At 30.3% G+C, this 14369-nt stretch carries 14 protein-coding genes; 11 read left to right on the forward strand and 3 right to left on the reverse strand.

What is annotated here, in order from left to right; all coding sequences use genetic code 11:
• The first annotated feature begins 37 nt into the window (after positions 1 to 37).
• The 5 genes from B3792_RS13215 (at position 38) to B3792_RS13235 (ending at position 5457) form a co-directional block, all read left to right on the forward strand.
• Complete coding sequence (locus B3792_RS13215; protein ID WP_409410645.1) at positions 38 to 664, forward strand: outer membrane beta-barrel protein; 627 nt, start codon at positions 38 to 40, stop codon at positions 662 to 664.
• Positions 665 to 790: 126 nt separating this feature from the next.
• Positions 791 to 1630, forward strand: a complete 840-nt coding sequence (locus B3792_RS13220) for an AraC family transcriptional regulator (RefSeq protein WP_291047162.1) — start codon at positions 791 to 793, stop codon at positions 1628 to 1630.
• A gap of 67 nt (positions 1631 to 1697) precedes the next feature.
• A complete protein-coding gene (locus B3792_RS13225) occupies positions 1698 to 4067 on the forward strand; it encodes a TonB-dependent receptor domain-containing protein (protein WP_291069835.1) in 2370 nt (789 codons plus the stop codon).
• Between the two features lie 157 nt (positions 4068 to 4224).
• A complete protein-coding gene (locus B3792_RS13230; RefSeq protein ID WP_038334092.1) occupies positions 4225 to 4779 on the forward strand; it encodes a hypothetical protein in 555 nt (184 codons plus the stop codon).
• Positions 4780 to 4905: 126 nt separating this feature from the next.
• Positions 4906 to 5457: a ferritin gene (locus B3792_RS13235; RefSeq protein ID WP_038334091.1), complete on the forward strand. Its 552-nt coding sequence runs from the start codon at positions 4906 to 4908 to the stop codon at positions 5455 to 5457.
• Between the two features lie 70 nt (positions 5458 to 5527).
• Here the strand turns inward: B3792_RS13235 and B3792_RS13240 are convergent, their stop codons facing one another.
• On the reverse strand, positions 5528 to 6079 hold the full coding sequence (locus B3792_RS13240) for a lipocalin family protein (protein ID WP_038334090.1): 552 nt from the start codon (positions 6077 to 6079) through the stop codon (positions 5528 to 5530).
• Between the two features lie 208 nt (positions 6080 to 6287).
• Entirely contained in the window at positions 6288 to 8510 is a 2223-nt protein-coding gene (locus B3792_RS13245) for a TonB-dependent receptor (RefSeq protein WP_291069837.1), read from the reverse strand.
• 69 nt (positions 8511 to 8579) lie between these two features.
• Here B3792_RS13245 and B3792_RS13250 point away from each other — a divergent pair, with 69 nt between their 5' ends.
• Together B3792_RS13250 and murI are read left to right on the forward strand one after the other, a co-directional pair.
• Complete coding sequence (locus B3792_RS13250) at positions 8580 to 9674, forward strand: PepSY-associated TM helix domain-containing protein (RefSeq protein WP_219034533.1); 1095 nt, start codon at positions 8580 to 8582, stop codon at positions 9672 to 9674.
• A 132-nt stretch (positions 9675 to 9806) separates the two neighbouring features.
• Positions 9807 to 10616, forward strand: a complete 810-nt coding sequence (murI, locus tag B3792_RS13255; protein WP_219034534.1) for a glutamate racemase — start codon at positions 9807 to 9809, stop codon at positions 10614 to 10616.
• 73 nt (positions 10617 to 10689) lie between these two features.
• On the opposite strand, the gene B3792_RS13260 is transcribed toward murI, so the two are convergent.
• A complete protein-coding gene (locus B3792_RS13260; protein WP_114999331.1) occupies positions 10690 to 11067 on the reverse strand; it encodes a GreA/GreB family elongation factor in 378 nt (125 codons plus the stop codon).
• Between the two features lie 526 nt (positions 11068 to 11593).
• On the opposite strand from B3792_RS13260, the gene B3792_RS13265 reads away from it, so the two are divergent.
• From B3792_RS13265 to B3792_RS13280, 4 genes are all read left to right on the forward strand, one after another.
• Positions 11594 to 11908 (forward strand): hypothetical protein, encoded by a 315-nt coding sequence (locus tag B3792_RS13265; RefSeq protein WP_135836095.1) that lies wholly within the window; start codon positions 11594 to 11596, stop codon positions 11906 to 11908.
• 91 nt (positions 11909 to 11999) lie between these two features.
• On the forward strand, positions 12000 to 12353 hold the full coding sequence (locus B3792_RS13270) for a hypothetical protein (RefSeq protein WP_135836094.1): 354 nt from the start codon (positions 12000 to 12002) through the stop codon (positions 12351 to 12353).
• Positions 12354 to 12437: 84 nt separating this feature from the next.
• The gene (locus tag B3792_RS13275) at positions 12438 to 13280 is read left to right on the forward strand and encodes an MbnP family protein (RefSeq protein WP_135836093.1); all 843 of its coding nucleotides are present in this window, start codon (positions 12438 to 12440) and stop codon (positions 13278 to 13280) included.
• A 44-nt stretch (positions 13281 to 13324) separates the two neighbouring features.
• Positions 13325 to 14365 carry a cytochrome-c peroxidase gene (locus B3792_RS13280; protein WP_291069841.1) on the forward strand — a complete coding sequence of 347 codons (1041 nt, stop codon included), beginning with the start codon at positions 13325 to 13327 and terminating at the stop codon, positions 14363 to 14365.
• Positions 14366 to 14369 lie beyond the last annotated feature (4 nt).

Consider the following 14369-nt stretch of genomic DNA (forward strand, 5'->3'; position numbering starts at 1 on the left):
GAGGATATGACGTACCCACATTGGAGGAGCTTCACCGATTGGAATGCCTGCTGAAATCCGAAAAATTGAAAGCTATAACCCTACTTTGCAATTAGGAATAGGTATAAATGCAACAAAGTGGCTCAACGATAAACGTGAATTAGGTGTTCGTGTCGGATTAAACGTAGAAGGTCGTGGAATGAAAACACAAGCGAAAGTAAAGAACTATTACACACAAATACAAAACGATACTGGAGCACAAACCAAAGGCTTTTTTACAGGACATGTCATTACCGAAATGGATAATGCTTATGTCTCTATGCCGGTTCTATTGGTATGGAACGCGTCTACAAAATGGAATTTATATGGCGGATTTTACTTTTCTGCCTTGATTGATAAATCTTTTTCAGGATATATTTACGATGGTGTTTTTAGAGAAGGAAGTCCAATCGGTGAACCTACAACATTTGAAAACACAGCAAAAGGTTTGTACGATTTTTCTGATTATTTAAGTCCTTTTCAATTTGGAAGCCAACTAGGAACTGAATATAAATTAAAGAATCATTTCAGTTTATTTTTTGATGTAACAATGGCTCACAAACAGGTTTTCAAAAAGAATTTCGAAGCCATTTCATTCAAAATGTATAACATATATGGAAATGCAGGATTTGCATATAATTTTTAATTCCTCAAGCATAATATTAAAATAATTCGAACTTACAGGTAACATACATCAAACAAAAGCGTCTATAGAATAGAACACGCTATCAACGTGTTATTCGCTAAAATTGATTTTATTACGTGTACGTTTATGAAAACCGAAATTATACAACCTCATCATCCTGAATTAAAAAATATCGTTCAGTATTTCATCCTTTTCAAATCTAAAAAAGATGAAAAGATTGACTATTCAACTTTCCCTAACACCAATTTGTGTCTTGCCATTTACAAACAGAATAAAATCATTCTCGAACAGAATAAAACAAACAAACATCTTTTTACCTTAAAAGGAAATGCTACATACAAAAGTTATTTATCAGGATTTCACGAATCTAATCTTAATGTAAGCATTGATGCTTCTTTAGATGAAGTTTGCATCATTTTTCATCCAGCTGCGTTACGCTTATTTACAAATATTTCGTACGATGAATTAATTAAAAGTGATGAAGTTTTCGAAATGATTTTCCCAAAATTTGCAACAGATTTTACAGAACAATTATTTGAGGAAAAGAATTCGTTGAAAAGAATTTCAATGCTCGAACATATATTATTGAAAAGCTTAAATCAAGATTATTTAAATACTAAAACTAAAGAAATCTTATACCTTATTCAACAAACAGATGAATTAAAAGTTGGTCCTTTAGCCAAAAATCTTTCGATGAATGAATCGACCTTGTATCGCCTGTTTATGAATCAAATTGGGCAAAGTCCAAAAACTTTTTTGAAAACAGTTCGATTTAGAAAAGCGCTAAATTCTATTCTCCATTTCGAAAAAGAAAAACTTACGCATATCGCTTACCAAAATAATTACACCGATCAATCTCATTTTATCCGCGATTTTAAAGAAATTACGGGACAATCGCCCAATCAATTAAGAAATAAAACAAGCATTCAACAAGAACAATTGGCTTGGATTTATGCGCAACATTAAGCTGCACGATTTTTACAATTTTTTCTTTGTTCTATACTTTTTCTTTGTTATAAATAAAATACAACATATGAAAAATCTTATTTTGATTAGCTGCTATTTGATTGCCTTCAGCTTTTGTTCATCAGTTTTTGGACAACAATTTTCGATAAATGGAAAAGTGATCAATCAACATGATAAAGCACTTGAATTTGCTGATATTCTTCTTTTTAAAAATGATAGTTTACTTATCAATCAAGCATATACAGATAGTCTGGGATTATTTTCTATGAAAACAGATGCTGGAAATTATTTACTTAAAATAGAACAGTTTGGCGTAGAATTTTATTCAGAAGAAATAGAAATTAAACAAGATAAAGACTTAGGACTTATCAAAATTCAAGATGCTACAACTTTAGAAGGTGCAACGGTTACAGCAAAAAAGAAACTAATTGAACAGAAAGTTGATCGTCTGGTTTGTAATATCGAAAATTCTATTGCTTCGCAAGGAATGTCTGCTTTGGACGCTTTACGAAACACACCAATGGTGAATGTACTGAATGATAATATTTCTATTGTAGGAAAAGGAAATGTTTCGGTTATGGTGAATGACAGAATGCTTAATTTATCAGGAAGCGAACTTACTAATTATCTACAATCGCTTCGTTCTGATGATATTGCGAAAATTGAAATCATTACAACTCCTCCTTCAAAATATGAAGCACAAGGAAATAGTGGAATTATTAATATTATTCTAAAGAAAAATCCTAATATTGGCTGGAGCGGGAGTGTAAATTCTTCGTATCAAAAAAATTCTTACAGTGGCTTCAGAACAGGTGCTACAGTGAATTATCAATCGAAAAAATTAAGCACTTCGTTGAAATTAAGGCAATTTGATATGGCTTATAAAGCCGTTGGAGCTCGAGATCTTTTAAGCAAAACTAACAGTGTCTACAACTCGGAAACAAGAAAAGATACGCCCGATGGTTTTGGGTTAAACTACAGCCTTGATTATAAAATAAATGAGAAACAAAACATCGGTCTTATTTACGACTATTCCAATCAGCATTATAATATGAAGACGGATGGACTAAGCCATTATGAAACAAATTCTATTATAGATTCTACATTAGTAACCCTTCAAAAACAACGTTGGACAACACCAACACATACTTTGAATACTTATTATGACATAAAATTGGACAGCATTGGTAAAAAACTAAGTTTTACAGCGAATTACTTGAACGATAGTCCTAATAAAATCAACAATTTAAATACTTTTAACAACACGAATCAGCATAATGCTATTGTTCGAAATAATAGTAAAATGAAATATGCGATTTATTCGGTACAATCAGATCTTACGCTTCCTTACAAATGGCTGAACATAGAAACTGGAGCAAAATATACATTATTGGACAACAAATCGGATGTGGGATATTATGAATTTGATGGAATAGATTTTATTTTGAATCCTACGAACAGCAATATTTTCCAATACAAAGAAAATAATTATGCAGCTTATGTGAGTTTTCAAAAAGATTTCAACGAAAAATGGTCAACAAAAGCAGGTTTACGATACGAATACACTTCGCTAGTAGGTTTTACGCCAAATGACGAAAACAGCAGACTGAAAAAGAACTATGGAAAATTATTTCCTACAGCTTATATCAGTTACAAACCAACTACGAATCATTCGTTCAGTATCAATTATTCCAAAAGAATAAATCGTCCCGATTTCCAATCTTTAAACCCATTTCGCTGGTACACGAATCCATATATGTATTACACAGGAAATCCCGCTATACAACCTTCTTACAATGATAATGTAGAGCTTAATTATTCGTACAAAGGAAAATTGACTTTTGGACTTTACAATCAATACAGCCAAAATAATTTGTCTAATATTGCACATTTTTCAGATGGAATTTACAGCAATGTAGTAGAAAATAGTTATGATCAAAACAGAACAGGATTCAATATTGGATATTACAATACCTTTTTCAAAATTTGGGAAACTTCAGTTAATGCGAATGCATCTTATACAACTACAAAACCGACTATTTCTGAAGTGGAAAAGTTAAAAGTTTATTCGATGTCGTACTCTTTTTACAATACCATCACATTGAATAAAGACAAAACATGGTTTTTGATGATTAATTTCTGGCATACTCTTCCATTCACTTATGCCAATATAAAACTGCAAGATCAACTGGAGTTTTCGCCAGGTATTAAAGCTTCGTTTTTCGATAAAAAATTACAAGCCAATTTTGTGATAAATGATGTATTCAAAACGATTAAAAACAAAGGCTATTCGTATAATGACGATTATCGTTCAGAATTTAATCAATACAATGATTACCGAGGTTTAAAACTTAGTTTAACCTACAATTTTGGAAATAACAAAGTGAAAGAAAACAACAAAAAAGTGAATTTCGAGGAACAAAATAGAGCAAATTAAACTTAATTCAACTCTCAAAAACATCAACTTAATTGTTGGTGTTTAAATTTCGATACTATTTTTCAAAAAATATAAAAATAGTTATGGTTCATTCCAATGAATATGAGATATTTGTTTGATTTAACACATCAATATAAATTAACGAGAACTAAATTTAATGAAGAAAGCATTAGAAAATTATTCAATTCAATTTATCAAAGAAATTATTCCTGTAACCGTAGGTATTTTGATTGCACTGTTTATTGACAATTGGAACACAAATAGAAAAGACCAAGTGTATATTAATCAAGTATTTTCAACGATAAAAAGTGAATTGAATGAAACAACGGAAGAAATAAAATACAATGTTCCTTTGCAAAATTCTTATGTCGATTCACTTGAATACTATGCTGATAACAAAAGTGTTAACATTTTGGATATCACAATGAAATGTAAAGGCGTGTTTATTCCTCAGATTAAAACAAGCGCTTGGAAATCAGTTTCAACTTCCAAAATTGACTTGATAAATTATGATAAAATTACTTCTTTGTCTAATATTGAAGAACAAAAAGACATTTTAAAGAACAAAACAGAATTTTTCATGAATTTCTTGTACTCCAACTTTTATGAAACAGAAAAGAACAAAAAAGAAACCATCAAAATTCTAATACTAGACATTATTCAAACCGAAAAAACAATTCAACGACAAATTGATTTTTATAATAAGAAGTAAGGTTTAATGTTATCAAAATATTTGAAACGAATCTAAATATCAACATTTTAGAAAGTATTAACATTCAAAAATTGGGTTTGGTGCGAAAATTCCATTCAATATTCTCAACTTAAATAACCCTTAAAAATGAATACAACAAGAATTTCTAAAACATTACAAAAAGCACTAAATGATCAAATTACATTAGAAGCTTTTTCGGCACAAATTTATCTAATGCTTGCATGTTGGGCAGATGAAAATCAATTGGACGGAGTCAAAAATTTTATGATGAAACACTCTCAGGAAGAGCGCGTACATATGGCTAAAATTATAGAATATGTTCAAGAACGTGGTGGAACTGTAAAAATTGAAGCCATAAAAAAACCTGGACCTGAACCTAAAAATGTATTAGAGTGTTTTCAAGCTGTTTTAAAACAAGAAATCGAAAATACCGAATCCATTTACAAAATTGTAAAAATGAGTATGGAGGAAGAAGATTGGGCAACATGGAATTTCTTACAATGGTTGGTTGCTGAACAACGTGAAGAAGAAAAATTAGCACTCGATTTATTAGACAAAGCAAAATTAGCGGGTGGTGCTAATATGTCTGATGCTGCAAAATTTGATTTAAACAAAACGATCGGTAATACAGGGCAAGATTTTCCTACAGCAGATCAAATTAATCCATTAGCAGAATAATATATTCATCATTCATCTCAAAGGGCTAATTTNNAAATTAGCCCTTTGAGATGAAACTATATTTATCAACTTATTCTTGTACAGTCCAAGTAAGTTCCTCTATCGCATATCCTTTTTCTTCTGCATACAAAAGAAACTTTTGTTTTGTTTCTTCCGAAATTGTTTTTTGTCGTGATAAAATCCACATATAATCATGACTTTCACCAAAAACCAAAGCTGTTTCATAATTAGGATCCATCAACACTACATTATATCCTGAATAAAATGGTCCAAAGAAACTAACTTTTAAAGCTCCTTTCCCCTCTTCTCCGTTCAACTTAACTTTTCCATGAGCTTCTGTCCATTGGTTTTCTTTATCATCAAAACCTCTGTTATGAACTTCTATTACACCTTTCTTATTCAAAAAATAAGTCGCAGTTACATGACTCATATTTTTTTCATATTTGAAATCTAATCGTGCAATTTCATACCACTTTCCCATGTATTGTTGCGGATCAAAATTTTCGACCGCTGTAACATAATCCGGGATTTTAACTTTTCGACAATTCAACCAAGCATAAGTCAACCCTCCCAAACCTGCTAACGCTAAACCTGAGATCATTTTTTTATTTAATTGCTTCATAATTCATTCTTTTTGTGAGAAACTTTATTTATAAATTCAATTGCAATCATTAAGCCAATAACCATATTTGAAAAGGTTTTAATACATTTTCTTGTTTAGTTTTCTTTATAAATGAAATACACAAAACTTTCTAGTACAGTTTTCAATATTTCCTATCTAAAAAATATTTTCAAGAAAAAAGCGAATCAAAAGATTCGCTTGTCATAAATTAAAAATTGTATGTAAAACTTAGATTAAAAGTTCTTCCTCGTCCAGCGTAATAAAACAATTCTGGAACTTTATATGCACTATACAAAACTTGTGATTTTGCACTCCAAATTGTTTGATAATCGGTATTAAAAATATTCTGAACACCTAAATTAATTTTACCGAAAGGTAATTTGTAAGCAATCATTAAATCTGATGTATTGTATGAATCAATCACATTTTCCAAACCATCTGTGTATTTGAAACTTTGTAAAGTTTGAAATCTAAAATTCCAATTATCAAATCCATAACCTGCGTAAGCTGTAAATTTAGAAGGTCCAGAAGTTGAAACGTCTTGTTTTTGCCAATCACCATTTTTCTCCACTTCAGATTTGATTAACAATGTATTTGCTCCAACATAAAATCCTCCGTTCGTGTAAGAAACCTCTGTTTCTACGCCCATATTTCTTAATTTCTGATCAACTACTTCTACCCAAAGATTTAATCCATCACGTTTTAAAGCAATATTTTTATCGGAATTACTGATAAATCCAGAGATTTGTCCTTTAAATCCATTATTTGTTCTGAAACGATAACCAAGTTCAAATTGTCCTGTTTTCACACCAGAAAGAGGAGAATCTTTTACATTGACACTCGAACTTAAATCCCAATTATTGGTTGCAGAATTAAATTTATAATTTCCATATCCATAAAATTTTGATGGATCAGCCAACGAAACTCCTTGTGAATAAGTTGTCCAAACTTGGTTCAATTCATTAATTTTATACAACAAACCAGCATTTAGCATCGTCATATTATAGCTACTTTTTCCGCCTGGAATATAATCGGCGCTGTTTCCATAACCATTTGCGATTTGCAATTGTTGAGTAGAACCAACAAAATCATCCAACTTAATCGAAATATCTTGGTAACGAATTCCTCCCGAAACTTTCAATTGAGGTAAAATATCATACTCAGCTTGCGCATATCCTGCAAAACTTGTAGAATGATTGGTTGGATAACGATCAATTGTTAAAACAGTGTGATTAATCATTCCTCCACTTGATAATGATTTCTGAGAATCAAATACATTTTGTTGACCTTCAAACTTTTCAAAGTCAGCGTCTACACCATATGTTAATTTCAATTTCCCCCAATCTTTTACCAAAACAGCTTTTAGACCCGAATAATACGTATCCTGTTGAGAAGCCGACATATAAGGACTTGTCCCAGAAGGCAACGTTAAATTACCTGGAAATGGGTAAAATCCTAATTTCTCAACACGAGAAGCAAATTGAACATAAACGTCTTGCCCTCCTAAAATATTAGTTCCATTATAACTCAATGTTCCCATTACACGCTCTGTTCCTGGATTTTTATCCGTATCAAAACCATCACGCATCTCCAAAACAGAAGCATCTCCTTTGGTTAAAACACTAATGTTTTCACCTAAATATAAACTACGATCTCCACTATATTTGGAACGATAATATTGCACAGATCCATTGATTTGATGCTTCGGATTGAATTTATAACCTGCTGTTGCCAACACATCAATAGATTGATTATATTGTAAATCTAATTGCGAAATATCTGCAAATATTTGATCTCCATCTGCATCATAAGCTCCACCATTTTGTTGAAATGCAACAGCCAAACGTCCCGTAAATTTATCATTTTTGTAACCAATAGATTGAGCAACGCGCCAATCATGATCATCACTTCCTGAAAAACCTGTACGTAAACCAAGTTCTGTTTCGCCACTAATTCCATTTTTTAGTGCTTTTTTCGTCACAATGTTGACAATACCACCTGTCGCATTTCCGCCATAAATTGCGCTTGCACCAGATAAAACCTCAACTCTTTCGATATTAAACGGATCAATTGCATCTAATTGACGACTTATGTTACGGATACTGTTTAAAGAAACTCCATCTATCATCACCAGCATTGAACGTCCACGCATATTTTGACCATAATTTGATCTTCCTTGCGAACCAACATCCATCCCTGGAATCATAATCGCTAAAGCTTCTTTTAATGGAACACCATTTTTAGCTTGTTGTGCAATTTGTTCTTGATTGATCACCCAAACAGTTCCTGCCAAATCAGATATTTTAGTAGGTTTTCTTGAAGCAACTACCACAACATCATTCAAATCTGTGGATATACTATCATTCGTTTGGGCATATGACAGCGAGGCACTCCCCAATAAAATTGTTAAACAGATGATATTTTTTTTCATAGTGTGTTTTTAAATAATTTATATTTGCTGCAAATATAATTTTTATTTATTCTAAATTAATTTTTATTAATGAAAAAATATTTTCTCTTCTTTCACAAATGGTTTGGATTATTTACAGGTATTATTGTTTGTATTGTGGCAATAACAGGAGCTATATTTTGTTTTCAAGATGAAATAAAAGATACTCTTTTTGATTATAGAAAAGTCGAGATTGTTCATCAACCATTCATAAAACCAAGTAAAATTATCCATAAAGTACAAGACAAAAATCCTAAACATGTTGTGCTTCGAGTGATGTATATGGATAAAGATCGATCAACGGTTGTGATGACGATGGATGATAAAAAAGAATCTTACTTTGTGTATATTAATCCATATTCAGGGAAAATTTTACATCAAGAAAATATGAAACAAGATTTTTTCTTGGTGATACAATACATTCATATGAATCTTTTATTGGGTGATATCGGAAAAAATATAATTGGTTTTTCAACTGTTATTTTTATCATGATTATGATAAGCGGTTTAATTCTTTGGTGGCCCAAAAAGAGAAAACAAGCTAAAAATGGGTTAACGATAAAATACAAAGCAAAATGGAAACGTATCAATTATGATTTGCATAATGTACTGGGATTTTATGCTTTTAGTATTGCATTTATTGTCGCTTTATCAGGTATTGCATTTAGTTTCAAACCTGTTCGCAATTCATATATGCAAATCGTTAATCTTGGAAAATCATTTCCAAATGAAGAAAAAGGATATGTCTATCAACCTAAAAAAATGTTAGAAAACAATTACACTATTGTTGATTCTGCATATGCTTATAGTTTAAAAAATAGTCCAACAGCTTCTATGTATTGGATTTATTTACCCGTACCCGAAAAAAATCCTTTGGCCATAAGAGCGTATCATAAAAGTTTGCGTTATTATGCGGTTGACGAATATCAATTTGATTCGGAACAATTTCAGGTTTCTCAATTAATGAATGAGAATTTATCAAATGGTAAAAAGTTTGCAAACTCAATGTACGACATTCATACAGGACAAATATTAGGTTTATTTGGTAAAATATTAGCCTTTACTTCTTCAATAATTGTGGCAAGTTTACCTATTACAGGTTTTATAATTTGGCGAAATAAAAAACGGAAGCAGAAAAGAAAATAATTTTATTCAAACAATTGTTGAATAGATTATAAAATTTATTATTTCTATTAATTATATGTAAATTTTCAAACCAAATTATTACGCTAACATCTTAATACATTTTGTAAATTTGTGCTTCAAAAATAAGCGAATATGCAAGGACCAATTGGTGTTTTTGACTCTGGTTATGGAGGATTAACCGTTTTCAAAGAAATACAGAAAAAACTTCCGCAATACGATTATATCTATTTAGGTGATAATGCTCGTTGCCCTTATGGAATTCGCTCGTTTGAGACAGTTTATGAATACACCAAAGAATGCGTTTTTAAATTGTTTGATTTGGGATGTAACTTGGTTATACTTGCTTGCAATACAGCTTCTGCAAAGGCTTTACGAACAATTCAGCAAAATGATTTACCCGAAGGCAAAAGAATTTTGGGTGTTATACGCCCAACAACAGAATCGATAAATGAATACACAAAGAATAACAAAGTCGGAATTTTAGCTACACAAGGAACTGTTTTGTCTGAATCGTATAAAATCGAGATGAACAAATTTCATTCAACAATTGATGTTTTTCAATTGGCTTGTCCACTTTGGGTTCCTTTGGTTGAGAATAATGAAATTGATAGCAAAGCTGCGCACGATATTGTAGAAAAAGATATTCAACGCTTATTTGATCAATCATCCGAAATCGATACAGTTGTATTGGCTTGTACACATTATCCGCTTCTTCTTCCTGTTATTTCGCAATATGTACCAGAAAATGTAACAATTCTTTCGCAAGGAGAATTGGTCGCGAATAAATTAACTGACTATCTACATCGTCATCCCGAAGTAGAAACACAATGTTCAAAAAATGGGCATCTTACATTTTATACGACAGATGATGCGAAAAGTTTTGAAGCAAATACAACAATTTTTTATGGTCAGAAAATTACTGCTTCACATTTAGATGTTTAAAATATTTTTCCAGAAAATATACCAATAAAAAACCGAGCTAATGCTCGGTTTTTTTATTATGCTTTTGGACAAATTATGAAACTGCTTCTACATTCAGAATTTCATATTTTTTTGTACCATCATTTGCTGGCCACTCAATTACATCACCAATTTTATAACCAATTGTTGCTAAACCTTCGTCCATTAAAATAGAATGGCGATTTTTTTTCGGTTTTGCCTTTTCTGGACTAACAAAACTTAATTGATATTCTTGATTTGAATTTAATTCTTTTATTGTTACTTTTTTCCCAACAGTCACAATATTATCCGCCAAATCTCTTCTCAAAATTTGTTCTGCATGACGCAATTCTTTTGTCAAGATATTTTCTTGTTCTGCTGTTACTTTTTTTCTTCTTAAATGGTCTTTAATTAAATCGTATAATCCTGTTGTTAAAATAATATTTGTTGTCATTTTGATAAATTCTTAGTTAAACTTTCAATCATTCGAAGAAGATTCTCTAAGACTCAAATATCAAATGACCGAAAATAAAATTCGCTAAAATTTGATACAAATCTCCTTACAGAAAATTGAAAATAATTGATAATTGAAAAGAAATAGAAGGTTCCCTGTCTCGAGTCGTAACAGGGATTAGTTGATAAACTCTTTTGAGCTTCTTAAGAAAGTATCATCATGCAAATATGCCAACGACAAAGACAACCAAGATTGGTTGTTTCTTCTGTATATGTCGATATAATTAGTCATAATTTTCATGAAAATGATATAACAAAGCTACGATATCTTTCTCAATCTAAAAAATATAACCCTTTTAAGATTATTTTCCTAATATTATTTTAAAAGCAACTTGAATTCAATTTCTGAGAAAAACTGATAATCTTCATTTTCTAATTAAATAAAAACTGTCTAATTTTATAAAAATTTTAAGGAATTGAAATCTTACCTTTTCATAATAACTGTCGTTTTAATAACTTGTAGACCATTGCTACCTGTTATTGACTATTTAGTGAATTATGATAAGATTTCTAACGAATATTGTATTAACATAGAACGTCCAGAGTTGATGTGTAATGGAGTATGTTATCTTAAAGAACAGATTTCCAAAACTATTCATGATGAACAAAATGATGATAATAAAATTCAAGTTTCTTTACGTACTATAGATTATTTTATTTATCAAGCTAAATTAGAAATCTATACATTTACCTTTATAAAACCTATTAACAAAGTTTCGACTTTCGAATTAGCTTTCGAAACTCAATATCAATTGGATCAACAACTTCAGCCTCCTATTTGATAAATAATCCCTATTTATCAAATTATTATCTCATTAACATTTAATCAAATTGACATTTCATATAAGATTTGTCAAAAGTTTCAATTGTTTATTGATTGCATTGTTCGTGCTTTTAATTGGTTTTCGATCATTAATTCCTTTTACTGTATTCATTAGTACTCAGGAGAAGATTATTGATGAATATTGTATCAATAAAGAGCGACCAGAAATGCAATGCAATGGAAAATGTTATTTATCGAAGCAACTAAAAGAAACAGAACAACAATCTGATTCAGTTTTAGTAAAGAATATTCGATTTGCAGAAATTTATATACATTTCGAATGCTTAGATATTCCATTTATTCAAGATTTTATTGTAAAAATAAAACATCGATTCTTTTGGCAATCATCCTATTCTATCGATTGGGTTTTTAAATATCTAAAACCTCCAATTGCAATTGTTTAATTAATATAACAAATATTCAGTATTGGAGAACAATTATTGTTTTCCAACAGCATTTTTATTCAAAAAAATTAAACAATTATTACAATGAAAACATTCAAATATTTTTTAAACTTATCATTTATCGCATTATTTACTTTATTTACTTCCTGCAACAACGATGATGATTTCTCTGAAATTAAATCAACTGAAACAGGTAAAATTCAATTAAAGTTTGAAAATGGATTTGATAATTTAGGAGGAATTGTTCTAGATCAAACAACACAAACCTCATCAAGTGGACAAAAACATAAATTAACAACATTAAAATATATCATTTCTAACATCACATTAATTGACGAAAAAGGAAATGAATTTGATTATCATAAAAATGATCCAGACAAAGGCGCTTTTGTTATTAATCAAGATTCTGCAATAGCTAATGTCGTTTATTTAAATTTGGATAATATTCCTCAAAATAAATATACAAAAGTACGTTTTGGACTTGGTGTATCTCAGAAAGCTTATTTATTAGGCCAGACTGGACAAGCTACTTTTTGGGAAAAAGCAAAGAAAAATGGAATGACTTGGGCTTGGGCTGCTGGTTATGTTTTCTTTAAAATAGAAGGTCTTTATGGGAAAACTACTACTGATACTTTCTTCTTAACTCATACAGGAAATATGGGAGATATTAACAAAAATAATGTTCAAGATTTATATAGAGAAGTAACATTAGATTTACCTACATCTGCACGAGTGACTTCTAAAATTAAGCCATCTATTCATATTATGGCAAATTTGAATACCTATTTAAGTGGTGATCATAAATTGACATTAGATGAGTCGAACAATAATATTATGGGATCTTCCAACTTTGCACAATTGGTAACAGAGAACATACAAAATATGTTTCGAGTTGATCATGTACATAACGATGAAAAAAATCAATAAAGTTTATAGCGGTGTTTATAAAACACCGCATAATTCTACAAACAATGAATAAAATAATAACAATTATATTCAGTTTATTCATCTTGTTAAGTTGTAACGATGATGATATTGATTATGGACAGATCGTTGATGAACCTTATCAATTAGAAATTCCTTCTTATTTTCCTAAAATAACATTTGATACAGATAAATATCCGTTAACTAAAAATGGAGTTGAGTTAGGAAAAAAACTATTTTATGAAGGTCGATTATCTAGAAATAATACTATTTCATGTGCTTTTTGCCATATTCAAGAAAATGCCTTTACTCACCACGGACATCCTGTTAGTCATGGAATTGATGATCGATTAGGAATTCGAAATGCTCCTCCTATTCAAAATTTGGCATTTCTAAATCGATTTATGTGGGATGGCGTTATTCATGATTTAGCTCAACAACCAATTTCTCCTATTACAGCTGAAGAAGAGATGGATACTACTTTTCCCGAAATCATTAAGAAATTATCATCAGATTCTTCTTATCGAAAAATGTTTAAAAATGCTTTCGGAGATGATAAAATCGATGCAAATCGTATTCTCAGCGCATTAGGACAGTTTATGGCTTCAGTTGTATCAAAAGATTCTAAATATGATCAGTATTTAAGGAAAGAGACAAATTTAACCGAAACCGAAAAAAAAGGTTTACAACTTTTTCAACAGAAATGTTCAAGCTGTCATAAAGGAACACTTTTTACAGATGAGTCTTTTCGAAATACAGGAATGTATTATAATAAACAATACAAAGATGGAGGTTTATATCGTGTGACATTAGATTCGACTGATTTTATGAAGTTTAGAGTTCCAAGTTTAAGAAATATTGAAATGACCAAACCTTATATGCACGATGGACGATTCTATAGTTTAGAAGCTGTTTTGAATTTTTATTCAGAAGGTGTACAAAATGATAAAAATTTGGATTCTCAACTCAAACAAAATAATCGAATTGGAATTCCTATGACAGAAGAAGAAAAAAAGGCAATTATCTCTTTTCTAAAAACATTAACTGATTACTCATTTATTAATAACCCTGTTTATGCAGAATTTTAAATCT

The organism is Empedobacter sp. UBA5924 (assembly GCF_002431085.1).
Taxonomy (GTDB): Bacteria; Bacteroidota; Bacteroidia; order Flavobacteriales; family Weeksellaceae; genus Empedobacter; species Empedobacter falsenii_B.

Bases quoted from the DNA above. Each gene is read 5' to 3' on its own strand.
- B3792_RS13250 (WP_219034533.1), top strand. From the start codon at position 8,580: ATGAAAAAATATTTTCTCTTCTTTCACAAATGGTTTGGATTATTTACA.
- B3792_RS13240 (WP_038334090.1), bottom strand. From the start codon at position 6,079: ATGAAGCAATTAAATAAAAAAATGATCTCAGGTTTAGCGTTAGCAGGT.
- B3792_RS13235 (WP_038334091.1), top strand. From the start codon at position 4,906: ATGAATACAACAAGAATTTCTAAAACATTACAAAAAGCACTAAATGAT.
- murI (WP_219034534.1), top strand. From the start codon at position 9,807: ATGCAAGGACCAATTGGTGTTTTTGACTCTGGTTATGGAGGATTAACC.
- B3792_RS13225 (WP_291069835.1), top strand. From the start codon at position 1,698: ATGAAAAATCTTATTTTGATTAGCTGCTATTTGATTGCCTTCAGCTTT.
- B3792_RS13275 (WP_135836093.1), top strand. From the start codon at position 12,438: ATGAAAACATTCAAATATTTTTTAAACTTATCATTTATCGCATTATTT.
- B3792_RS13220 (WP_291047162.1), top strand. From the start codon at position 791: ATGAAAACCGAAATTATACAACCTCATCATCCTGAATTAAAAAATATC.
- B3792_RS13230 (WP_038334092.1), top strand. From the start codon at position 4,225: ATGAAGAAAGCATTAGAAAATTATTCAATTCAATTTATCAAAGAAATT.
- B3792_RS13280 (WP_291069841.1), top strand. From the start codon at position 13,325: ATGAATAAAATAATAACAATTATATTCAGTTTATTCATCTTGTTAAGT.
- B3792_RS13260 (WP_114999331.1), bottom strand. From the start codon at position 11,067: ATGACAACAAATATTATTTTAACAACAGGATTATACGATTTAATTAAA.
- B3792_RS13245 (WP_291069837.1), bottom strand. From the start codon at position 8,510: ATGAAAAAAAATATCATCTGTTTAACAATTTTATTGGGGAGTGCCTCG.